General features: G+C 66.9%; 21 protein-coding genes, 1 tRNA gene and 1 pseudogene. 10 read left to right on the top strand and 13 right to left on the bottom strand.

Annotated elements, in window-relative coordinates; genetic code table 11:
- Position 1: 1 nt before the first annotated feature.
- From BLU62_RS22530 to BLU62_RS22520, 3 genes are all read right to left on the bottom strand, one after another.
- Positions 2-1,543, bottom strand: a complete 1,542-nt coding sequence (locus tag BLU62_RS22530) for an ABC transporter substrate-binding protein (protein WP_074853149.1) — start codon at positions 1,541-1,543, stop codon at positions 2-4.
- Between the two features lie 56 nt (positions 1,544-1,599).
- Positions 1,600-2,478: a TIGR03619 family F420-dependent LLM class oxidoreductase gene (locus BLU62_RS22525; RefSeq protein ID WP_074852149.1), complete on the bottom strand. Its 879-nt coding sequence runs from the start codon at positions 2,476-2,478 to the stop codon at positions 1,600-1,602.
- A gap of 87 nt (positions 2,479-2,565) precedes the next feature.
- Positions 2,566-3,060 carry a winged helix-turn-helix transcriptional regulator gene (locus tag BLU62_RS22520; protein ID WP_074853147.1) on the bottom strand — a complete coding sequence of 165 codons (495 nt, stop codon included), beginning with the start codon at positions 3,058-3,060 and terminating at the stop codon, positions 2,566-2,568.
- A 54-nt stretch (positions 3,061-3,114) separates the two neighbouring features.
- Here BLU62_RS22520 and BLU62_RS22515 point away from each other — a divergent pair, with 54 nt between their 5' ends.
- Both BLU62_RS22515 and BLU62_RS22510 read left to right on the top strand, forming a co-directional pair.
- A complete protein-coding gene (locus BLU62_RS22515) occupies positions 3,115-3,942 on the top strand; it encodes an acyl-CoA thioesterase (RefSeq protein WP_074852148.1) in 828 nt (275 codons plus the stop codon).
- The gene (locus BLU62_RS22510) at positions 3,939-5,348 is read left to right on the top strand and encodes a DHA2 family efflux MFS transporter permease subunit (RefSeq protein WP_074853145.1); all 1,410 of its coding nucleotides are present in this window, start codon (positions 3,939-3,941) and stop codon (positions 5,346-5,348) included. The genes BLU62_RS22515 and BLU62_RS22510 overlap by 4 nt, the downstream gene beginning before the upstream one ends.
- 67 nt (positions 5,349-5,415) lie before the next feature.
- On the opposite strand, the gene glfT1 is transcribed toward BLU62_RS22510, so the two are convergent.
- Genes glfT1 through BLU62_RS22490 form a run of 4 tightly spaced genes read right to left on the bottom strand, consistent with a single transcriptional unit; the run spans position 5,416 to position 8,647 of the window.
- Positions 5,416-6,333, bottom strand: coding sequence for a galactofuranosyltransferase GlfT1 (gene glfT1, locus BLU62_RS22505; RefSeq protein ID WP_074852147.1), 918 nt, complete (start codon positions 6,331-6,333; stop codon positions 5,416-5,418).
- Entirely contained in the window at positions 6,330-7,163 is an 834-nt protein-coding gene (wzt, locus tag BLU62_RS22500; RefSeq protein ID WP_074852146.1) for a galactan export ABC transporter ATP-binding subunit Wzt/RfbE, read from the bottom strand. The genes glfT1 and wzt overlap by 4 nt, the downstream gene beginning before the upstream one ends.
- A gap of 11 nt (positions 7,164-7,174) precedes the next feature.
- Positions 7,175-8,038: a galactan export ABC transporter permease subunit Wzm/RfbD gene (wzm, locus tag BLU62_RS22495; RefSeq protein ID WP_074852145.1), complete on the bottom strand. Its 864-nt coding sequence runs from the start codon at positions 8,036-8,038 to the stop codon at positions 7,175-7,177.
- A gap of 51 nt (positions 8,039-8,089) precedes the next feature.
- Complete coding sequence (locus tag BLU62_RS22490) at positions 8,090-8,647, bottom strand: bacterial proteasome activator family protein (RefSeq protein ID WP_084811931.1); 558 nt, start codon at positions 8,645-8,647, stop codon at positions 8,090-8,092.
- Positions 8,648-8,765: 118 nt separating this feature from the next.
- Here BLU62_RS22490 and BLU62_RS22485 point away from each other — a divergent pair, with 118 nt between their 5' ends.
- Both BLU62_RS22485 and BLU62_RS22480 read left to right on the top strand, forming a co-directional pair.
- Positions 8,766-9,962 (top strand): cysteine desulfurase-like protein, encoded by a 1,197-nt coding sequence (locus tag BLU62_RS22485; protein WP_074852144.1) that lies wholly within the window; start codon positions 8,766-8,768, stop codon positions 9,960-9,962.
- Between the two features lie 75 nt (positions 9,963-10,037).
- On the top strand, positions 10,038-10,538 hold the full coding sequence (locus tag BLU62_RS22480; protein WP_084811864.1) for a MarR family winged helix-turn-helix transcriptional regulator: 501 nt from the start codon (positions 10,038-10,040) through the stop codon (positions 10,536-10,538).
- A 266-nt stretch (positions 10,539-10,804) separates the two neighbouring features.
- Here BLU62_RS22480 and BLU62_RS22475 read toward each other — a convergent pair whose 3' ends face one another.
- Positions 10,805-11,773, bottom strand: coding sequence for an NAD(P)H-quinone oxidoreductase (locus tag BLU62_RS22475; protein ID WP_074852143.1), 969 nt, complete (start codon positions 11,771-11,773; stop codon positions 10,805-10,807).
- A gap of 74 nt (positions 11,774-11,847) precedes the next feature.
- Between BLU62_RS22475 and BLU62_RS33075 the strand changes: the two genes are divergently transcribed.
- From BLU62_RS33075 to BLU62_RS22455, 5 genes are all read left to right on the top strand, one after another.
- Positions 11,848-11,997, top strand: coding sequence for a hypothetical protein (locus BLU62_RS33075; protein WP_099047878.1), 150 nt, complete (start codon positions 11,848-11,850; stop codon positions 11,995-11,997).
- Positions 11,998-12,087: 90 nt separating this feature from the next.
- Positions 12,088-12,172 (top strand) — tRNA-Ser (locus BLU62_RS22470).
- A 156-nt stretch (positions 12,173-12,328) separates the two neighbouring features.
- The gene (locus BLU62_RS22465; RefSeq protein ID WP_074852142.1) at positions 12,329-13,099 is read left to right on the top strand and encodes an SGNH/GDSL hydrolase family protein; all 771 of its coding nucleotides are present in this window, start codon (positions 12,329-12,331) and stop codon (positions 13,097-13,099) included.
- A complete protein-coding gene (locus BLU62_RS22460; RefSeq protein WP_074852141.1) occupies positions 13,092-14,030 on the top strand; it encodes an exodeoxyribonuclease III in 939 nt (312 codons plus the stop codon). Before BLU62_RS22465 ends, BLU62_RS22460 begins: the two co-directional genes overlap by 8 nt.
- 13 nt (positions 14,031-14,043) lie before the next feature.
- On the top strand, positions 14,044-15,273 hold the full coding sequence (locus tag BLU62_RS22455; RefSeq protein WP_074852140.1) for a multidrug effflux MFS transporter: 1,230 nt from the start codon (positions 14,044-14,046) through the stop codon (positions 15,271-15,273).
- A 12-nt stretch (positions 15,274-15,285) separates the two neighbouring features.
- Here the strand turns inward: BLU62_RS22455 and BLU62_RS22450 are convergent.
- Positions 15,286-16,097, bottom strand: a pseudogene (locus tag BLU62_RS22450) (class I SAM-dependent methyltransferase).
- Between the two features lie 173 nt (positions 16,098-16,270).
- Here BLU62_RS22450 and BLU62_RS22445 point away from each other — a divergent pair.
- The gene (locus BLU62_RS22445; protein ID WP_074852139.1) at positions 16,271-16,945 is read left to right on the top strand and encodes a winged helix-turn-helix transcriptional regulator; all 675 of its coding nucleotides are present in this window, start codon (positions 16,271-16,273) and stop codon (positions 16,943-16,945) included.
- Positions 16,946-16,964: 19 nt separating this feature from the next.
- On the opposite strand, the gene BLU62_RS22440 is transcribed toward BLU62_RS22445, so the two are convergent.
- The 4 genes from BLU62_RS22440 to BLU62_RS22425 form a co-directional block, all read right to left on the bottom strand.
- Entirely contained in the window at positions 16,965-17,948 is a 984-nt protein-coding gene (locus tag BLU62_RS22440; RefSeq protein WP_074852138.1) for an alpha/beta hydrolase, read from the bottom strand.
- Positions 17,949-18,048: 100 nt separating this feature from the next.
- A complete protein-coding gene (locus BLU62_RS22435) occupies positions 18,049-18,849 on the bottom strand; it encodes an ABC transporter permease (RefSeq protein ID WP_074852137.1) in 801 nt (266 codons plus the stop codon).
- On the bottom strand, positions 18,846-19,760 hold the full coding sequence (locus BLU62_RS22430; RefSeq protein WP_074852136.1) for an ABC transporter ATP-binding protein: 915 nt from the start codon (positions 19,758-19,760) through the stop codon (positions 18,846-18,848). Before BLU62_RS22430 ends, BLU62_RS22435 begins: the two co-directional genes overlap by 4 nt.
- A gap of 7 nt (positions 19,761-19,767) precedes the next feature.
- Positions 19,768-20,889 (bottom strand): magnesium transporter CorA family protein, encoded by a 1,122-nt coding sequence (locus BLU62_RS22425; RefSeq protein ID WP_074852135.1) that lies wholly within the window; start codon positions 20,887-20,889, stop codon positions 19,768-19,770.
- Between the last annotated feature and the right edge of the window lie 98 nt (positions 20,890-20,987).

Genomic DNA, 20,987 nt, shown 5'->3' with positions numbered 1-20,987 from the left:
ATCAACTCCTCTCCAGCCGGGCGGACCGGAACCGGACGGCTTTGTCGGACCGGACCGGATATCCGTGGAGCTCTTTCGAAAACGCCTGCGTGGCAGAGGGGTTGTACAGATACAGGTAGCTCACGTCGTCGGCGATCCGGCCGGCCGCGTCGGCGTAGATGCCCTTGCGGGCGTCGACGTCGAGTTCGGTGCGTCCCCGGTCGAGCAGTGCGTCCACCTGCGGGTTCGAATACTTCTGCGCGTTCGACGTCCCGTCCGAATGATGCTGGGCATAGTAGAAATCGTCGGGATCGATGTTGCCGAGCCAACCGAGCAGCAGGGCGTCGAAATCACCGGCAGCCTGACGGTCGAGCCACGCGCCGAAGTCGAGTTGCTCGATCTTGACGGTGATGCCGATGTCGGAGAGGTTAGACGCGATGACCTGTGCGGCGGTCACGGTCTCGGGATACTCGGTGGTGACCATGAGCCGCATGTCCGTCGACCGGATACCCGATTGGCGTAACAGGCTTTTCGCCTTGTCGACGGCTTGGGCACGGTCGAGGCCCGCGGTGAAGCGGTCGTACGGTGCGAACCAGGGACTGGTCGACGGGATGGCGAGTTCGTTGGGCGTGGCGGTGCCGTACCCGACGACCTGCGCGATCGACTGCCGGTCGATGGCATAGGCGACGGCCTGGCGGACGCGGGTGTCCTCGAAGGGTTTGGCGTCGAAGTTCATCGTGATGTACCAGTAGTCGTTCGCCACCACGGTGCCGACCTCGAGCGTGTCGTCGCGCGACAGGATGCTCAGCTGCTGTGCGGGAATCGCGTCCGTCCAGTCGATCTCGCCGGATCGGAGTGCCGAGACGGCCGTTGTACCCTGCGAGATGAAGCTGTAGTTCACGCCGTCGATCGCGGGTGGGCCACCCCAGTAGTCGGGGTTGGATTTCAGCACGATCGAGGCGCCGGGGGAGCGGGACACGAACGAGAACGGGCCCGTACCCACGGGTTTCGTCGCGATCGCGCCTGATTCGACGTTGCGCCGGTTGACGATCGCGAGTCCTTTGAAGCCGCCGATGTTGGTCAGCAGGTTCGGGGTGGGTTCCCGGACCGTGAACTGCACGAGTCGGTCGTCGAGTGCGGTGATCGTCTCGATGGCCTCGAGTTTCCAGGCGTTCGAGAGTTCTTCGTCGAGGATGCGGCGGAAGGAGTACTCGACGTCGGCGGCGGTCAGCGGATCGCCGTTGTGGAACGTGACCCCCGGGCGCAGGAGGAAAGTCCACTGCCGGGCGTCGGGGCTCACCTCCCAGCTCTCGGCGAGAGATGGTTGCATCTGCAGGTTCTCGTCGGGTTCGACGAGGGTGTCGAAGACGTTCTCGAGTACCTCGAAGGTGAAGTACGAGCTGGATTTCTGCGGATCGAGCTGATCGGGTTCGCCTGCGATGGCGACCCGCAACGTGTTCGGCGAGACCGACGACCCGCCGCACGAAGCGAGTGCCGAGGCGCCGAGAACCGACGCCCCGGTGACTCCCGCGACGGTGAAGAACCTGCGCCTGCTGAGCGGCATTTCGCGCGCGTACCCGAAACCGGCGGCCTCCAAACCGGCGTGTCTCGGGCTACCGATCAGCCGTTGACCTTGGCGATCACGTTGTCCGCGTACCAGTTCAGGTGATCGATCTTGGTCTGGAGGGGTTCGGTGTCCTCGCCCATCACGTACGGCAGGCGGAAGCCGACGATGACATCGGTGATCCCCTTGTCCTCCAGACGTTTACATCCGTCGACCGTGTAGGCGTCCATCGAGATCACGTGGATCTCGAACGGGTCATTGCTCTTGCCCTCCGCCTTGCGGATCTCGTTGATGCGATCGAGCAAGGTGTCTAGTTCCTCCGGCGGACCGCCGCCGTGCATCCAGCCATCGCCGCGGATGACCGCGCGGCGTAGCGCGGCGTCGGCGTGACCGCCCACCAGCAGCGGGATCGGCTCGGTGGGTGCGGGCGTCATCTTGATCTTGGGGATGTCGTAGAACTCGCCGTGGAATTCGAAGTACTCGCCCGTGGTGAGCCCGCGGATGATGTCCATGCACTCGTCCATCCGCTTACCGCGACGCTTGAAGTCGACGCCCATGAAGTCGTAGTCCTCGGGCCACGGGCTCGTGCCGACGCCGAGGGCGAGGCGGTTGCCGGTGAGGTAGGCGACCGAACTCGCCTGCTTGGCGACCAGGGCCGGCGGCCGGACGGGGAGTTTCAGCACGAAGGGGGTGAACCGGATGGTCGAGGTGACCGCGCCCAGCGCCGCGGCCTGGATGAACGTCTCGATGAACGCCTTGCCGTCGAGGAACTCGCGGTTGCCGTCGGGGGTGTACGGATACTTGGCGTCCGACTCCTCGGGGTAGGCGAGCGAGTCGGGGATGGTGAAGCCGGCGTATCCCGCTTTCTCCGCGGCCTGCGCGAGCGGCGCGTAGTACGACGGGTCGGTCATGGCCTCGGCGAAAGTGAACCGCATCTTGCTCCTCAAGGACGTGCAGACGGAACTCCCCCACAGTAGAACACGTTCTAATTCCGGGGGTAGAACCTTTACGATTCCCGCAGTTCAGGAGGGTTGCGCGTTCCTGGAACGGAGGCCGTTGAGCGGGTTGTTCTCGCGTGCGCCCGGCCCCGGGCGTACGCGGAGGTCGGCCGTCTCGACGCGTTCGCCGCAGGCGGAGCAGTGCGGTTCGACAGTCATCGTGTTGCCGCACGCGTGAGTCGACTCGACGGGTGCGCCGCCGTCGGTGGTCCATTTGTCGCCCCACTGTCGTAGCGCGGTGATGACGGTCCAGAGGTCGCGGCCCTTGTCGGTGAGGCGATAGTCGTAGCGGACCGGGTTGTCCTGGTAGGGCTCCTTGGTCATCACCCCGTGCTCGACGAGGGTGTCCAGGCGCTGGGTCAGGACATTGCGCGCGATCCCCAGTCGCGTCGAGAACTCGTCGAATCGCGTCACCCCGAACAGTGCGTCCCGAATGATCAACAGCGTCCACCATTCCCCGACGATCTCGAGGCTCTGGGCGACCGAGCAGTTCATGTCGGTGAAAGAGGCGCGACGCATGACTCCGACCATAGTGGGTTGCGTGAAACAACTCAACCTGCTTGCATGAGTTGCATGAAACAACTCAGCAGGCAGCAGGGTGCTGTCCAGGGATTGGCAGAAGAATTAGGCGCGTTGCCGGTCGGCGCGGGGAGGTGGGCGGGAACCATCGACGAGAGCTGGTGGGGATGGTCGGGCCCGTTCGGCGGGGCGATCGTCGCGCTGGCCGTGCACGTCGCGGCCGACGCGGTGCCCGAGGCCACTGTCCGCGCGGTGGACCTGCGATTCGTCGGCAAGCCCGCCGGCGGAGAACTCCTCCTCACGCCGTCGGTGCGCGAGGTCGGCAGGCACACGCGGATCGTCGACGTATCGGTGACCCAGGGCGCCACCGAGATCGCGCTCGCATCGGTGACGGCCGGCCGAGTCGGTGACGCCGACACGGCCGACATCGTCGATGTCGCGGAGACGGTTCCGGGGCCGGAGGGGCTCGCGCAGTTCAGCATCCCGCCGGAGATCGTCCCCATGGGCGGACACCTCGACCTCCGCCCGGTCGACGGACCGCTACCGCTGACCGGCGCGAACGCGTCGTGGATGCGCGCCTGGATCGCCACGCGCACCCCCATGGCACTCGACGCCACCTACCTCGGCCTGCTCGCCGACTGTCTCCCGCCCGCGGTCTTCCCCACATTGGCCGCACCACTCGCCATTCCGACCGTCGCCTTCTCGATGCACATCACTGCACCGCTCGACGATCCCGAACCCGCGCCGGTTCTCGTGCACACCCGCAACATCTCCACGTCCGGCGGTTGGTCCGTCGACGACACCACCCTCCGTGACCGCAACGGCCGACTTCTCGCGTCGGCCCGCCAGAGTCGCCGCGTCGTCGGGTGGTCGGCCCGATGACCTCCACACGCACCGAAATCGATTCGCCCACAGCGTCACCGGCTCTCGCCCGACCCGGGCTCACGCTGCTCATCCTGTCCGGCGCGGCGTTCATGGCCAGCCTGGACGTGTTCATCGTCAACGTCGCGTTCGACGACATCAGTGCGGACTTCGACGGCGCGAGCCTGTCCGCGATGTCGTGGATTCTCACCGCGTACGCGATCCTCTATGCGGCGCTGCTCGTGCCGGCGGGTCGGATCGTCGATCGCTACGGGCGCAAGGGCGGATTCCTGTTGGGTCTCGCACTCTTCACCATCGCCAGTGCGGCCTGCGCTGCGGCACAAGGCGTCTGGTGGCTCGTCGCGTTCCGCGCGCTCCAGGCTGCCGGTGCGGCGATCCTGACGCCCGCAAGTCTCGGGCTGGTGGTGTCGACGCTGCCGCCGGAGCGTCGTGCGCGCGGGGTGAAGATCTGGGCGGCCACCGGGGCGCTCGCCGCCGCCTTCGGTCCCGCGGTCGGTGGTGTCCTCGTGGAGGCGTCCTGGCGGTGGGTGTTCCTGGTGAACATCCCGGTGGGGATCGCGGCTCTCGTGGCAGGTGCGTTCATCCTCGTCCGCTCGCGAAACGACACCGTGACCGTGTTTCCCGATGCTCTCGGAGCAGCTCTGCTCGTGGTGTCGGTGGGTGCGTTGACCCTGGGTCTGGTGCAGGGCAGCGAATGGGGATGGTCGGACTCCCGCATCATCGGTGCGTGGGTCGTGACGCTGGTGGCGTTCGCCGGGTTTGTTCTCAGTTCCCGACGCCACGCCGAACCGGTCATCGATCCAGCCTTGCTGCGGGTCCGGACGTTCTCCTCCGCCAACATCGCGATGCTGCTCTTCTCGATCCCGTTCGCCGGCGCGCTCCTCGCCAATATCCTTTGGTTACAGCAGGTCTGGGGATTCTCGGCGATCACCACCGGATTCGCCGTCTCCACCGGTCCGCTGATGGTCCCGATCTTCGCCGCGGTCGCCGACCGTCTCAGTTCTCGAGTGCCGGTGGGCGTCATCGCGGCCGTCGGGTGCGTGCTGTTCGCCGTCGGGATCGCGATGGTCGCGCTGTCGGTCGACGCCACCCCGGACTTCGCGACCGAGATGCTGCCCGGCTGGCTCCTCGGTGGTGTCGGGGTCGGGTTCGCGCTGCCGTCGATCCTGTCCTCCGCGACGGCCGACCTGCCCGCCCACCAGGCCGCGACCGGCAGCGCCGTGGTCAGCATGAGCCGCCAGATCGGAATGTCGTTGGGAGTCAGCCTGTTCGTCGCGATCGTCGGTACCGCGGTACTCTACGACGACGTCCACGCCGCCTTCGTCTCGGCGTGGTGGGTGCTGGCCGCGATCGGAGTGGTCGGTGGCGTCGCCGCGCTCGGCATGACCCCGCGCGCCAGTCGCTGAATTCGAAGTTGCGGCAGTTGGTTCCGGTATGCGGAACCAACTGCCGCAACAATCTTGGAGGCCAGGCTCAGGGCCGCGTGAACCGCTCCCGGCGGCCCAGTCGGCGCAGCCGCACCCACTCGGCGAACGCCTTCGGATCGCGTTGTTGTACAAGGAAGAACCAGCCGAAGCGGGCGTACTCCTGGGGGAGTAGCTTGCGCATGCCGGGCTGGCTCATCAGGTAGCCGCGGTTGCGGTAGGTGAAGTAGCGCTTGGTGTCGTTGTCCGGGTACTGGGTGTGCATGCGGCCGCCCAGGATCGGGCGGAACTCGGCCGAGCCGTCCGGATGCAGGTAGCCGGCGCGCAGGCAGGTTCCGAACTTCACGCCGGACCGCACCAAGCGTCGGTGCACCTCGACCTCGTCGCCGCGGAAGAACAGCCGGAGGTCGGGGACACCGACCTGCTCGAGGCATTCCGCGGAGAAAAGCGCACCGTTGAAGAGCGATGCGATGCCGGGCAGCAGGTCATCCTCCTGCGTCTCACCGTCGGCGAAGAGTTCAGAACGCTTCCGGCGCCACACGAGTCCGCGACGCAGCGGGAAGGCGAGGGTGTCGGGGTCGTCGAGGTTGGCGACCACCGGGGACACCTCGTCGAGGTCGTGCCGCCTGGCGCAGTCGAGCAGCGTCGACAGCACCGACGACCCGTCGGGCCGGCCGTCGTCGTCGGCGCACCAGACCCAGTCGGCGCCGAGCGCCAGCGCATGGAGCATGCCGAGTGCGAAACCGCCGGCGCCGCCGAGGTTGCGCTGCGACCCCAGGTATGTGGTGGGAACAGGCTGAGCCGCAACGAGTTCCGCGACCTCGGGTTCGTCGGCGTTGTCGACGACGATGAGGTGGTCGACGGGCCGGTCCTGACCGGACACCACGGCGAGGGATTCGGCGAGCAGTTCGACGCGGAGGTGGGTCACCACCACCGCGATCACCTTCTCCGGCTGGGCGCCCGTCACTGGGCCGTGCCCTCCGCGTCGGCCTTGACCTGCGCGATCACCTTGCGGACATGGGCTGCGGCGCCCGGGCCCTCATAGGCTCCGACGACCTCTTCGATGCCGCCTTCCATGCGGATCTGGCCATGATCGATCCACAGCGCGCGATCGCAGAGCTGGGCGAGGAACTCGTTGGAGTGGCTGGCGAAGACCAGGATTCCGGAGCGTTCGACGAGCGCCTGCAGACGGCCGCGGGCCTTGCGCATGAAGTCAGCGTCGACGGCGCCGATGCCCTCGTCGAGGATCAGGATCTCCGGGTCGATCGATGTCACGACGCCCAGTGCGATGCGCACGCGCATACCGGTGGAGTAGGTCCGCAGCGGCATCTGGAGATAGTCGCCGAGTTCGGTGAACTCCGCGATGTCGTCGATCTTCTTCAGCATCTCCTTGCGGGTCATTCCCAGGAACATGCCGCGGATGATGATGTTCTCGTAGCCCGAGATCTCAGGGTCCATGCCGACGCCGAGGTCGAAGACCGGGGCCACCCGGCCGTGTACTCGGCACGAGCCGCGGGTGGGCTCGTAGATACCCGACAGCAGACGCAGCAGCGTCGACTTGCCGGCGCCGTTGTGGCCGACGAGCCCCACACGGTCGCCGTGCTTGAGGTGGAGGTTGATGTCTTTGAGCGCTTCGACGACGACCACATTCGACGCGTTGGAGCCGATCACACCGCCGGCTGCGCCGAGCACCGACTTCTTCAGCGAACGCGTCTTGGCGTCGAAGATCGGGAAGTCGACGCACGCGTCCCACGTGTCGACCCGGACCCGGTTGTCGCCGTTGTTGTTCTTGGCCATCAGTTTCGTCCCTACACCCAGTACGCCACGCGGGCGCGGTAGTTGCGCATCACCAGCATGCCCAGAACCCAGCCGACCGCGGTGCAGCCGAGGACCACGGCCCAGTGGTAGAACTCCACCGGCTCGCCGAGAAGCGGGCCCCGGGCGATCTCGAGGTAATGGAACATCGGGTTCAGCTCGACGAGCTTCAATCGCGACGAGGTCTCACCCGAGGCGTTTCCGAGGCTCGACGTTGTCCAGATGATCGGCGTCATGAAGAACACCAACTGGACCACGGTGGTCAGCAGCTGGCCGATGTCGCGGAAGCGGGTCGACAGGATGCCGAAGACGATGGTCACCCAGATCGCATTGAGTACGTACAGGGCGATCGCGGGAACCACGAGTAGTACGGTCCAGTTCAGTGGCGGCGGGAAGATCAGGAAGATCACGACGATGATCACCACGTTGTGCGCGAAGATGATCAACGCCCGCCACACGACCCGGTAGACGTGCACGCTGACCGGTGCGGGCAGCTGCTTGATCAGTCCCTCGTTCTTGGAGAAGACCTCCGCGCCGTCGAGGATCGAGCTCTGGATGAAATTCCAGAAGATGAACCCGAGTGCGACGTACGGCAGGAACACCTTGATGTCCATGCCGAACAGCTCGCCGTAGAGCAGACCCATCGCGATCGCGGTGACGCCGGTCGCGATTACGATCCAGAGCGGACCGAGCACCGAGCGACGATAGCGCTGCTTGATGTCCTGCCAACCCAGATGGAACCACAGTTCCCGGCTGGCGAGACCGTCGCGGAGGTCCCTGACACCGCGCGCGAAGGTGCGGGACCCGGAACTGTCGGGACGCGCGGGAATCGCGTCGTCGTCTACTACCGCTGACACGAGGAGTCAGCGTACCCGCGACAGGAGTCGACCGGTTGAGAGGTACTGGCCTCAGAGATATTGCCCGGGGCTGTTGCTGTGCGCTCCGCCGGGTGCCGGCATGCCCGGGGGCAGGGCACCCTGACGCATCTGCTCGAGCTGTGCGCGGGCGGCCATCTGCTGGGCGAACAACGCCGTCTGGATGCCGTGGAACAGGCCTTCGAGCCAGCCGACGAGCTGGGCCTGCGCGATCCGGAGCTCGGCGTCCGACGGCGTCTGATCGTCGGAGAACGGCAGCGCGAGCCGCTCGAGCTCTTCGCGCAGCTCGGGGGCCAGACCGTCCTCGAGCTCGCGGATCGACGACTGGTGGATCTCGCGGAGCCGGTTTCGGGACGCGTCGTCGAGCGGAGCGGCACGGACTTCCTCGAGCAGCTGCTTGATCATCGTGCCGATGCGCATGACCTTGGCGGGCTGCTCGACCATGTCGGCGACGCTCGTCGAATCCGACGTCTCGTCATCGGGTTTCGAATCATCGACGCCCGCGCCCACGACGATCACGTTGTCGGAGTCGCCGGCGCCGAAGGGGCGGCCGGGCATCGAACCGGGTCCTGGTGTGCCATCGATTGCCATGGACTCCATTGTGCCCATTGTCACGGGCGAAAACCTCCCCGGCGTCCGGATCGTGTTCCCGATCTGCACTTGACCGACGCGGTGATCGCCGTGGGGAGGGGCGTCTATCCTCGTGCCCATGGCATTCGACGTCGCCTATGTGCGTGGATTGATTCCATCGCTCGGCGACGGCTGGATTCACCTCGACCCCCAGGCGGGTATGCAGGTCCCGGATTCGGTCGCCACAGCGGTGACCACCAGCTTCCGTCACCTGGCGGCGGCACCCGGTGGCGTGTACCCGTCGGCACGCGCCTCCGCGGAGGTCACCGACAGTGCCCGCCGCGCGATCGCCGATCTGGTCGGTGGCGACGCCGCGGGCGTGGTCCTCGGACCGTCGCGGTACTCGTTGCTGGCCGGACTGGCCGATGCGCTCGCACCGCACGCGTTCGTCCGCGGCGACGTGGTGGTGACCCGGCAGGACGACGAACCGAACATCGTGCCGTGGGTACGCGCGGCCGAACGGTATGCCGGCCGTATCCGATGGGCCGAGGTGGACGTGGAGACCGGTGAACTGCCCGCGTGGCAGTTCGGTGACCTCGTCACTCCCGACACCGAGGTCGTGGCGGTGACCCTCGCGTCGTCGACGACCGGGGCGATCACCGACCTCGGGGAGATCACGCCGCTGGTCCGCGACGCGGGCGCGCTGTTCGTCGTCGACGCCACGAACGCCGCGCCGTACCTGTCCATGGACATTCACGAGTTGGGTGCCGACGTGCTGGTGGTGTCCGCCGAGCGCTGGGGCGGCCCGCGGATGTCGGCGATGGTGTTCCGCGAACCCCGCGTCATCGACCGTCTGCGACTGATGTCGATGGACCCCGCGGCCAAGGGGCCGGCCCGGCTCGAACCCGAACCGCATCAGGGGTCGATGCTGGCCGGTCTGGTGGCCTCGATTGAACATCTCGCCGGACTGGACGAGGACGTCATCGGGAAGCGGCGCCGTCGGCTGGTCGCCTCGCTCGACGGCGTCTACGAATACCTGCAGCGCTTGACCTATTACCTGGTCACGACGCTGACCCAGCTCAACCACATCAACGTGGTCGGCACCGAGGAGAACCGGGTGCCGCTGGTGAGCTTCACGGTCGACGGGGTGAGCGCGGACAAGGTGGTTCTCCGCCTCGCCGACAACGGTGTCTGCGCACTTGCCGATGTTCCCAACCGGGCCCTGGTGCGGATGGGTGCTCCGGAGTTCGGGGGTGCCGTCACGGTGGGGCTCGCCCCGTATTCGACACCGTACGAAGTCGACCATCTGGTCCGGACCCTTGGTTCACTCGCCTGAATAAAGGTCAGCGCAGCCCCGCACGGTATTCACTATTGCGCGCACCTAATTAACGACAATGTATGTTGTCGTGTTGTGTCGGAGAAAACGGACGATCCAGCAGCAGGTCCTCCACGATCGCTCACCTCGGCCGAGGCCGAGAGCTGGCTCAACCTCGTCGACGGCGGGTGGGCCCTGTTCGCGCGCATCAATGACGAGTTCGTGAAGCGGGGACTGTCGTTGTCCGACCTGCGCATCCTCGAGGCGATCTCGCAGTCGCCGAAGCTGGGGGTCAGTGAGGTCGCCGACACGGTGCACATGCGGGTGAGCACCGTGTCGCGCATCATCGCGCGGCTCAGCGAGGTCGGCGACGTCGAACGCCTCGAATCCAAGGCCGACGGCCGGCACCGCCTCGTCCATCTGACCGACCAGGGGCGCAAGACCCTGATCGCGCACGTCACCCTCCGTGACCGGGTCATCCGGAAGTTCGTCGTCGACGCGATGAGCCCCGACGAGTTCGCCGCGCTGGGCACCGCCTTCCGCAAGATCCGGGCGGCGGTCGACGCCCCGGACGGGGAATCCGCCCCCGCTTCCTGATCCGAAAGAGCGCAACGCACCCAGGTCTGCTGCCTGAGGTGCGAGGAGCGCAAGCCGCCGGGCTGAGTAAGCGACGAAGGAGCGCATCGAAGTCGACGAGCCTCGAAGGCCTGGTGAGACACCGTCGCCCACCCAACCACCGGTCGACGTCAACCCGACCGGCAGACGTCGACCGACGTCTGCGGGTCGAGTTGAGGTTCGGCAGTTGGAGCTCCGGACGCTCCTGAAGGGAGCGGACCCTTCGACCCTCCACGAAGGGCTCGCGACTACTCGACCGTCAGCAGGACCTTCCCGATGGCGTCCCCGCTGTTGAGGTGGTCGTGGGCGGCGGCGGCGTCGGCGAGCGGGAAAGTGCGGTCGACCACCGGCTTCACCTTCCCGGACTCGATCAGCGGCCAGGTGCGACCGACCGTCGCCGCGACCACCTCGGCCTTGCCGCCCGGACCGTGGACGGGCCGGGCGCGCAGTGTCGTACCCATCACCGAGAGTCGCTTGGCGAGCAGTAGGCCGATGGGGAGTTCGGCCTTCGTGCCGCCCTGCATCCCGATGATCACCAGGCGTCCGTCTGTGTTCAGCGCCTTGATGTTCGACGACAGATACTTGGCGCCGATGATGTCGAGGATGACGTCGGCGCCGCCGTTCTCCTTCAGGACCGCGGCGAAATCGTCGCGGGTGTAGTCGATGAGGATCTCGGCGCCGTACTCGCGGCAGCGCTCGAGCTTGGTCTGGTTGCGGGCGGTGACCGCGACCCGGGCACCCATCGCGTGGGCGATCTGCGTCGCGTGGGTGCCGATGCCGCTGGACCCGCCGTGGATGAGCAACAGTTCGCCCGTGCTCAGGTGTGCGGTGTCGAAGACATTCGACGACACGGTGCACGCCACCTCGGGAAGTGCCGCCGCCGAAACGAGGTCGACGCCGCGCGGGACCTGCATCACCTGCTCGGCCGGGACGGCGACCTTCTCCGCATAGCCGCCGCCGGCCAGCAGCGCGCACACCTCGTCGCCCACCGCCCAGCCGGACACCTGGTCGCCGAGTGCGGAGATCCGTCCGGACACCTCGAGACCGAGCGTCTCCGACGCACCGGGCGGCGGGGGATACTTGCCTGCCCGCTGGAGGATATCGGCGCGGTTGACCCCCGCCGCGACCACGTCGATCACCACCTCACCGGCAGCCGGCGACGGGTCGGGCACGTCGTGCACGGACAGGTTCTCGGATTCGACGACGATGGCTTTCACTCTGTCGATGGTTCCACACCGGGGCGCGGGCCGAACCGGTGTCCGCCCGACCTCGATGGGCGGACAATGGCCTCATGTCCACTCTGTTCTGGATCGTCATCACCGTGATCGCCGTCGGCACGATCGCCGGCGGGTTGTTACGGATGCAGGCCTGGCTGCGGAAGCCGGCCCCACCCGAGGTGATCGAAGCGGCGCGGCGTGAACGCGAGGGTGAGGACGACTGACTGGTCAAGAGCTGCCCACGAACAGATGAGTACGGGCGCAACGGGGTGGTGCCAGCCGATGTCCGTGTCTGACGTACTCTTGCTGGTCAGGGAAGCGTGGCAGAGCGGCCGAATGCACTCGCCTTGAAAGCGAGCGTGGGTGAAACCACCGGGGGTTCAAATCCCTCCGCTTCCGCTGCATCTCGGGGGCTGTTGAGAATAGGCGGCCCCCGAGTAGCCGTTGCGTTTTGTCCCGCAAGCCGACACAAACCGCAACGAGAACTCAGGACCTTGTTCCCGCCGATCCGGTTGTGAGGCGCGACACGCACCGGGGAGTCCTAAGATCTTCGCCGTGCAGTACTCGCGATTCGTGGCCATCGGTGACAGTCAGACAGAGGGTCTGGGAGACCCGCACCCGGAGTACGAATTCCGCGGCTGGGCCGATCGCCTCGCCGAGCGGATGGCGGTGCTCAACCCGGATCTGCAGTACGCGAACCTCGCCATCCGTGGGAAGCGGACACGGCAGGTTCTCGAGGATCAACTCGAACCGGCACTCGCTCTCGAACCGGACCTCATCGCCGCTCCGCTCGGTATGAACGACGTGATCGGCCGCTCCGACCTCGACCAGGTGCGCACCGACCTCGACACGATCTATCGGCGGCTGGCGGGTTCGGGCGCCACGGTCATCGTGTCGACCTTCCCGAACATCGTTCGCACCATTCCGTTCGCAGCCCGCAAGGAAGCCCGGTTGCTGGAGCTGAACGAGATGAATCGCGAGTTCGCCGCGACCTACGACTTCCTCCTCGTCGACCTCCACTCCGGGCCGGTGCTGACGGACCCGCGGTCGTGGTCGACGGACCGTCTGCACGCGTCGCCGTTCGGGCATGAGCGTTTCGCCGACGCCGCCGCGCACGCCCTCGGACTGCCCGACAGCACGCCGGACTGGGGCAGCCCGCTGCCACCCGCTCCGACGCCGCATCCGGTGGCCGCCCTGGTCCGCGACACTCGCTGGGCGGTGGAGTTCTTCACGCCGTGGTTGATCCGCAAGTTCCGCGGGGTGTCCCTCGGTGACGGCCGTGAGCCCAAGCGGCCGACGCTGACCCCGATCGTTCGCGATGTCTGAGGCTGTGGGAGCAGGCTTCACGGTTGCGTCGTTCAACGTCAACGGGATTCGGGCCGCGCGACGTCGCGGCTTTGACGGCTGGCTTGCGCAGCGCCATCCAGACGTCGTGGGTCTGCAGGAGTTACGTTGCGGGATAGGCGATGTCGGTGAGTTCGCCGGTTACACGGCGGCGATCGACGTCGGCACGATCCCGGGCCGAAACGGTGTGGCGATCCTGACGCGTCGCGCACCTGCCGCCGTCCGCACCTGGCTGACTCACCCGCCGAAGGCGCGCGGGCTGAACGCCTTCGCACACGAAGGGCGCTACGTCGAGGTCGATCTGGCCGACCGGCCGCTGACCGTCGCCGACATCTATCTACCCAAGGGTGGTTTGCCCGCTGAGTTGCAGCGGCCGGGTTCGATGCGGGAGAAGCCCGACGGTGGTGCCAAACACGCACGCAAGCAACGGTTTCTGGCCGCTTTCGCCCGCGAACTGCAACGCAACCGGCTCGCGGCACGACGAGCCGGCCGAGAGTTCCTGCTGCTCGGCGACCTCAACGTCGCCCATCTCGAACACGACGTGACCAACTGGCGCGCGGCCCGCAAGATGGAGGGGTTCCTGCCCGAAGAGCGGGAGTGGTTCGGTGAGATCGCCGGACCTCGTCGGCTCGTCGACGTGGTGCGTGCGTTGCACGGCGACAGACCGGGCCCGCTGACCTGGTGGAGCTGGGCGGGGGAGTCATTCGTCAAGGACGTCGGATGGCGTATCGACCACCACCTGGCGACTCCCGGACTCGCGCGTCGGGCGCGGTGGGTCGAGGTCGACAAGGAACCCGCGCCCGACCTGCGGCTCTCGGATCACGCGCCGCTGGTCGTCGAATACGCCGAACTCGAAGACGCCGGAACTGCGGCACCGACCGATCCGGAACCCGCAGGTCCTTCGCTCGGCTGATAATCTCCCGCCGGTGACGAGCTCTGCACCGACCACCGGCGACGGCCTGGGCGCGCGCCTCCTGTTCACCCTCGCGCTCCTGTCGGCGACCGCGCCCATCGCGACCGATCTCTACCTGCCCTCGTTCATCGAGGTCCAGGACGCGCTGCACACCGACGCGACCCGCGTCCAGCTGACTCTGACCGCATTCCTGATCGGTGTGGGCGTCGGTCAGATCATCTGGGGGCCGATCTCGGACCGGGTCGGCCGACGTCTCCCGCTGGTCATCGGTTCCGCAGGTGCCGTCGTCGCCGGCATCGTGGTGGTCGCGGCGCCGAACATCGAAGTGCTCATCGGGGCGCGGTTCGTGCAGGCGTTGGCCGCTGCGTCGGGCATGGTCATCGCGCGAGCGGTCATCGCCGACCTCCAGCGCGGCTTCGCCGGTGCCCGGTCGATGACCCTGATGATGAGCATCCAGAGCCTCGCGCCGGTCGTTGCGCCCCTCGTCGGAGGCGTTCTGGCAGGCCATGTTCCGTGGCGCGGCGTCCTGGCGGTGATCCTGGCGACCGCGTGCCTGCAACTGATCGGTGCGGTCACGTCGGTACCGGAAACGCTGCCCGCGACGAGACGCGCGCCGCGGCTTCGGTTCGGGGACTTGCTCGGCCGGCTCAAGCGCCCTGCTTTCATGGCCTATGTACTGACGCAGGCGTTCGCGTTCGGCGCACTGATGGCCTACATCTCGAGCTCCTCGTTCGTGTACCAGAACGTCATCGGGACGTCGGAGTTGGTGTACGGCTGCGCTTTCGCGGTGAATGCACTCGGGATGATGGGTGGCGGACTGGTCTCCTCCCGGCTGTCGCGCCGCCGGGTCCACCCGGCGACGACCATCAAGTTCAGCCTGCCGGTTCTGATCCTGGCGTCGTTCGGGGTGCTCGGCGCGGCGGTGTCGCCGGTGCCGGTGCTGCTGGTCGTCCCGCTGTTCGTCGTTGCGACGGCGATCGGCTTCGTCTTCGGAAACGCGGCCGCCCTCGCGATGGAACACACTCGCGATGCTGCCGGTGCCGGCAGTGCGGTACTCGGCGGCATCATGTTCCTCGTCGGCGGTGCGCTGTCCCCGCTGGGCGGTCTCGCAGGTGACGACACTGCGGTCCCGATGGCCTGCATCATGATCGGCTCATCGATCCTCACGGCCGGTTGCTTCGCAATCGGCCGGCTACACGTCGCGCGCGATCCGGAGTCCGAGGCGGCGTTCGCGACCGCGTGACCCATCGCGGGCTCAGACGACGGTGAGCACGGCCTGCAGATACTCCCACTCCATGTGACCGTCGGTGATGTACCGGTCAGCGAGCGCGGCGATGGCGGTGTCGAGTTCGGCGACGCGGGCCGGGTCGTCGGCGATGTTGCGGAAGGTCACGATCGTCGGGCCGTAGTGGGCCTTGAAGAAGTCTCGGAACGCGGCGCCGTCGGGGAACTCGTTGATCTTCACGGCGGTGGTGGTGAACTGGTGATCGGTCACGCGGCCGTCGAACAGGGACCGCACGTGGTCGACGTTGCCCCAGAGTGGGCCCGGCTGTGCACCGGGAGGCGGCGGCGGTGCGTACGGCTTCATCACGCCGAACAGCTCACCGATGAAACCCGTTGGCGTCCAATTGATCAGGCCGATCTTTCCACCGGTCCGTACGACGCGGATGAGTTCGTCGGCGCACTTCTGGTGATTCGGCGCGAACATCACGCCGACGCAGGACGTCGCGATGTCGAAGTCGTCATCGTCGAACGGGAGGTCCTCGGCATCGGCGGTGCGCCAGGTGATGCCCAGGTCTTTGTGCCGCGCTTCGCCGGTCTCCAGCAACTCGGGTGTCAGGTCGGTGGCGACGACGTGCCCGCCTGCCCGGGCCGCGGGAACAGCGACGTTGCCCGCGCCGGCCGCGACGTCGAGGACCTTTTCGCCGGACCGGATGTGCAGCGCGTCGACGAGTCGCCTGCCCAGCGGGGCGATGAGGTCGGCGACGGCGGGTAGTCGCCCGCCGCCCAGAGCTTGCGGTGGCGCGCCTTGATCTCGGCGTCGAACGGGGTGGGAGTCGTGGTCATGATGAATCCTCGTGTTGGTCGTGTCGATGTTCGTATCCGGACACAACGAGCGTCCGCCTCGTCGACCCCATCCCTCTAGACCAACATCTGTACCGATTCCGGTTCACATTCTGTACTGGTCATCGCGGGGTGGCGGGTGTGTACTTGGAACCGACGACGTAAGGGAGGACGCGATGACGTCGTATGGACAGTTCTGCCCGGTGGCCAAGGCCATGGAGCTCCTCGACGAGCGGTGGACGATCCTGATAGTCCGCGAAATGCTGTTGGGGAGCCGTCATTTCAATGAACTACGACGCGGCGTTCCGAAGATGTCACCGGCGTTGCTCACCAAGCGCCTGCGCAGTCTGGAACGGGCGGGTGTCATCCACCGGTCGGAGGTCGGTGGTCGTTCGGTGTACTCACTAACGGACATGGGTCAGGAGCTGACCACGGTGGTTGAGGCGTTGAGCGCGTGGGGGATTCGTTGGGTCGGGGAGCTCGGCGACGCCGATCTCGATCCTCACCTGCTGATGTGGGACATGCGACGGACCATTCCGGTCGATCGCTGGCCGCGCCGGCGAACCATGGTGCAGTTCATGTTTCGCGATGTGATCGGCAAGGCGCGCACCTGGTATCTGGTGGTGTCGGGGGACGATGCGCAGGTGTGCGACTTCGATCCCGGCTACGAGGTGGATGCCACGGTCGTGACCGATTTGAGAACCCTCACCGAGATCTGGCGAGGCGACATCGACTGGCTGTACGCGCTCAGCGCCGACCGAGCCGAGGTCCACGCCACGGCCGACGTCGCCCGTGAGGTGCCGCTGTGGATAGGTCAGAGCGTGTCGGCGGCGATCCCGCGGCCGGCCTGAGCGGGCGGCGCGAGCCGATTCAGCGCAGGCCCACCGACCGCATCAGGATCGGCCAGGACACCTGCAGCTCGTCCTTCCAGTAACCCCACTTGTGGGTTCCGGAGGACCGCAGATTGGTGGTGTACGGGATTTCCAGCTGGGCGAGGCGGTTGCTCATCTGTCCGGTGCAGGTCCAGCTGCCGAACTCGCCGATCATGCCCTGGACGGTCTCGTCGATCGGGTCGGACAGCAGGTTGTTGTATCGGCCCGGGATGCCGTTGCCCGACGACATGTAGATGGTCTTGCCGCGTAGCTTCTCCGCGTTCACGTACGGATCGTGGGCTCTCCACTCCGGGTCGCCGGGCGGGCCCCACATGTTGGTCGCGTTGCCGCCGCCGCGGCTGACGTCCCACCGGGTGAGCAGCTGGTTCCGGGGGCTGGAGACATTGGCGCAGTCGCTGTAACCGGCCACGCCGCTGTACAGCTCGGGCCGGCGGGTGGCGAGGGTCAGGGCCGCGACCCCGCCCATCGACGCCCCGGCGATGGCGTTGCGCCCGTTGCCGTCGAACTCCTCGTCTATCAGCGGGGGCAGTTCCCCGGTCAGGAACGTCTCGTACATGTACTTCTTGCCGACGCCGGGATCGACTGTGCGCCAATCGGTGTAATAGCTGTGCGGATCACCGACCGGGGTGACGACATTGAGCTTCTCGCCGGCCGCGAGCTTCTGCAGATCTGTCATCGCGTACCAGCCCGATTCCTCGTCGTGCGCCTCGGCTCCGTCGAGCATGTACAGCGTGGGTCGCTTGGTGTCACCCGCCGGATGCTGGACGTCGACGGTGATCTCGCGTCCCATCGACGGCGACCAGACCTTCAGGCGCTCGCGGCCGTCGAAGGCGGTCTTCGACACGATACGAGCGGTGTCCTCGTCGGCGATGGCGGACGGGACACCCGGGATGAGTGCAAGCGCTACCAGTGACGCTCCGACCGCGGCCAAGGCCCCGGTCAGTGTTCGACGTCGTCGCATGCGGCATCCCCTCGTCGTCGGTCGCCAACCCGTCGAGTATGGGTCAGGAGTGACAGATGGGACAGATGTTGTGATCTGATCGCAACGGTGTCGGGAACCGCTACGAGATGTCGCGTCGCAGCGTCGTGCACCGGCCGACGACCGCGAACGCCGCGATGTAGGCCAGCATCACCATCGCGCCCGCCCACTGCGGCAGCAGGTCCGCGGCACCCTCACCCATGCTGGCGAAGAAGCTGGTTCCCACCAGCGCGTCGGCCGCCGAACCGGGAAGGAACTTCGCCACCGACGCCGTGGCGTCGAAGGCGGCCAGGGCGATCCGGGCGATCGGCTCGACGAGCTGGGTGAAGGCCAGCAGGATGACGATCGCGGCGACCTGGTTGGAGACCACCGCGCCGAAGGCGACGCCCAGCGCCGTCCACAACACCATCACGAGCATCGACAGGGCGATGACCTCGATGGTCGAACCGTCGCCGAGGAAGGCGCCGTCCCCGAGAAGTGCGAGGACCGGGGCTGCGGTCGCCACCACCGCGAGCGTGCCGAGGATGCCGTACAGCGCGCCGATCGGGACTCCCGCGATCAGCTTGGCCACCAACAGGACCCCGCGTCGTGGCTCCACCAGGAGGCTCGACGTGATGGTCTTGTGCCGGAACTCGCCGGTCACCGCCAGACTGCCGATCACCAGTGCGAAGACGTATCCGATCGGTGAGGTCAACGCGTAGATCGATCGTGCGAGATCGCCTCCCGAGAGCAGCACCGGCTGGTTCATCGCATTGTCGGCGGTCATCGAAAAGGCAAGGACCGCACCGATGAACGCCAGATACCCGACCATCGCGATGAGCAGCACCCACCACATCCGGGTGGAGACGAACTTGCGGTACTCCGCGACCAGTGCCGCCTTCATCGCACAGCTCCCATCGACGGCGTCGGTGATCCGGTCAGTTGCAGGAAGACGGTTTCGAGATCGGCACCGGCGTCGGCGAGTTCGTGCAACTCGATGCCGGCGCCGAACGCGGCGGAACCGACCGTCGCGGTATCGACACCGTGTACGCGGAAGCCGCCGGGGGCGTCCTCGATGCTCCAGTTGCGGTCGCGGGCCAGGGCGACGAACGACGCGGGGCTCGGGGTGCGGACCCCGACGGCGTGGACGGCGAGGTCCTCGAACTCGGTGAGGGTGGACGCGCGCACGAGTCGACCGTTGCTGATGACCACCACATCGTCGACGGTGCTACGAACCTCTGCCAGAACGTGACTCGACAGGAGCACGGTCCGGCCTTCGTGGGCCAGCGATCGCAGGAGGCCGCGTAGCCAGACGATGCCCTGGGGATCGAGACCGTTCGCCGGTTCGTCGAGGATGATGACGCGGGGATCGCCGAGCAACGCCGTGGCCAGGCCCAGGCGCTGGCGCATACCCATCGAGTAGCCGCCGACACGACGGCCCGCGGCCTCGGTCAGTCCGACGAAGTCCAGCACCTCCTGGCAGCGTGCCGTGGACACCCCGACCTGTGGTGCCAGCGTCTTCAGATGTCCGAGACCCGTGCGGCCCGGGTGGAAGCTCGACGCCTCGAGCGCGGCGCCGACCTCCTGTGCGGGCCGGCGGATCTGCCGGTACGGGCGGTCGCCGATGAGCGCACGCCCGGCCGTTGGCTCGACGAGACCGAGCAGCATCCGCAGGGTGGTGGTCTTGCCCGATCCGTTCGGTCCGAGGAAGCCCGTCACCCGGCCCGGCGCGATGGTGAAGGAGAGGTCGTCGACCGCGGTGACCGCGCCGAAGCGCTTGGTCAGTCCCTCGATCGAGATGGCAGGGGAGTTCAACGTCGTGTCACAACCAATCGCGGCGTCGGAAGGAGATGTAGAGACCCAGCACGACAACAACTATCAGACAGATGCTCATGATGAAACCGAACGTGTTGAGATATCCCGGGAACGGCACGTTCTGTCCGTAGAAGCCGGTGATGGCTGTCGGCACCGCGATGATCGCGGCCCACGCCGTGAGCTTCTTCATGACCGTGTTCAACCGCGCGTCGGCGAGCGTCAGATTCGTCTCGAAGACGGTGGTGATCATGTCCCGCAACGATTCCGTCCACTCCGACGCGCGGAGGGCGTGGTCGTACAGGTCGGAGAAGTGGGGGTCGAGTTCGGGCGGGGCGTGGTTCTCGAATCGACGCCGCTGGATGCCGGCGATCACCTCCCTCATGGGTAACACCACCCGACGGAGGACGACGAGGTCCTTGCGTAGATCGTAGGTACGGCGCTGGAGTTCCCGGCCCGGAACGCGCTCGTCGAAGAGCAGCGCCTCGAGGTCCTCGATCTCGTCGTCGAGACGCTGGACCGCGTCGAAGTGGCCGTCGACGACGACGTCGAGCAGTCCGTGGACGAGCGCGCCCATGCCGTGTTGCATCGCGCCGCTCTCGCGCCAGCGCCGGACGACCTCGTCCATGTCGAAACCCGGGGTCGGACGCACGGTGATCAGGGCGTTCTGTTTGACGAAGATGGAGATGCGGTGCAGGTCGAACATCCGCGCGCGACTGTTCGACGACGCCCGGAAGTCGGTCCCCGCCACCCTCTCCGTCACCTCATCGGCCGCCTCGGTCCCGTCGGACGAGGAGACGCCGTCGTGCAGGGCGATCGCATAGACCATGACGAACGTGTGGCCCGAGTACACCACCGTCTTGACGCGTTCGGCCGCCGCGACGGTGTCCTCCACCGCGAACGGGTCGAGGTCGAGCTCCGCGGCGACCCGCGACAGGGTCTCGTGCGTGGGGCATTCCAGGTCGGCCCAGATGAGGGTGTCGTGGTCGGCGCCATCGAGGCAGTCCGAGATCACATCCAGGTCGAAGCCATCGGGGGCGAACTCGTGAAGGGCCTCGCCGTCCCGCCAGATCTGGCCGCGTACCCGCTCGCTGCCGCTCTGTCCGGTGCCGGCTGCGACGGAATCGGTCATGTGCACATCGTGACACCCCGGACAGGAGGTTGCGCGAGGAGGCGAGATCACGTCCACCCAGGCGTGTCGGAAACCGCGGGTAGCATCGGAGACGGTGT

The sequence above is a fragment of the Gordonia westfalica genome, from assembly GCF_900105725.1.
GTDB classification, from domain to species: Bacteria; Actinomycetota; Actinomycetes; order Mycobacteriales; family Mycobacteriaceae; genus Gordonia; species Gordonia westfalica.
The sequence above is the reverse complement of the archived record's forward strand: the minus strand, read 5'-3'. Positions and strand labels throughout refer to the sequence as shown.

Excerpts from the sequence above, each read along its gene's own strand:
- BLU62_RS22530 (WP_074853149.1), bottom strand. The coding sequence starts at position 1,543 with ATGCCGCTCAGCAGGCGCAGGTTCTTCACCGTCGCGGGAGTCACCGGG.
- BLU62_RS22525 (WP_074852149.1), bottom strand. The coding sequence starts at position 2,478 with ATGCGGTTCACTTTCGCCGAGGCCATGACCGACCCGTCGTACTACGCG.
- BLU62_RS22520 (WP_074853147.1), bottom strand. The coding sequence starts at position 3,060 with ATGCGTCGCGCCTCTTTCACCGACATGAACTGCTCGGTCGCCCAGAGC.
- BLU62_RS22515 (WP_074852148.1), top strand. The coding sequence starts at position 3,115 with ATGAAACAACTCAGCAGGCAGCAGGGTGCTGTCCAGGGATTGGCAGAA.
- BLU62_RS22510 (WP_074853145.1), top strand. The coding sequence starts at position 3,939 with ATGACCTCCACACGCACCGAAATCGATTCGCCCACAGCGTCACCGGCT.
- wzt (WP_074852146.1), bottom strand. The coding sequence starts at position 7,163 with ATGGCCAAGAACAACAACGGCGACAACCGGGTCCGGGTCGACACGTGG.
- BLU62_RS22490 (WP_084811931.1), bottom strand. The coding sequence starts at position 8,647 with ATGGCAATCGATGGCACACCAGGACCCGGTTCGATGCCCGGCCGCCCC.
- BLU62_RS22485 (WP_074852144.1), top strand. The coding sequence starts at position 8,766 with ATGGCATTCGACGTCGCCTATGTGCGTGGATTGATTCCATCGCTCGGC.
- BLU62_RS33075 (WP_099047878.1), top strand. The coding sequence starts at position 11,848 with ATGTCCACTCTGTTCTGGATCGTCATCACCGTGATCGCCGTCGGCACG.
- BLU62_RS22460 (WP_074852141.1), top strand. The coding sequence starts at position 13,092 with ATGTCTGAGGCTGTGGGAGCAGGCTTCACGGTTGCGTCGTTCAACGTC.
- BLU62_RS22445 (WP_074852139.1), top strand. The coding sequence starts at position 16,271 with ATGACGTCGTATGGACAGTTCTGCCCGGTGGCCAAGGCCATGGAGCTC.
- BLU62_RS22440 (WP_074852138.1), bottom strand. The coding sequence starts at position 17,948 with ATGCGACGACGTCGAACACTGACCGGGGCCTTGGCCGCGGTCGGAGCG.
- BLU62_RS22435 (WP_074852137.1), bottom strand. The coding sequence starts at position 18,849 with ATGAAGGCGGCACTGGTCGCGGAGTACCGCAAGTTCGTCTCCACCCGG.
- BLU62_RS22425 (WP_074852135.1), bottom strand. The coding sequence starts at position 20,889 with ATGACCGATTCCGTCGCAGCCGGCACCGGACAGAGCGGCAGCGAGCGG.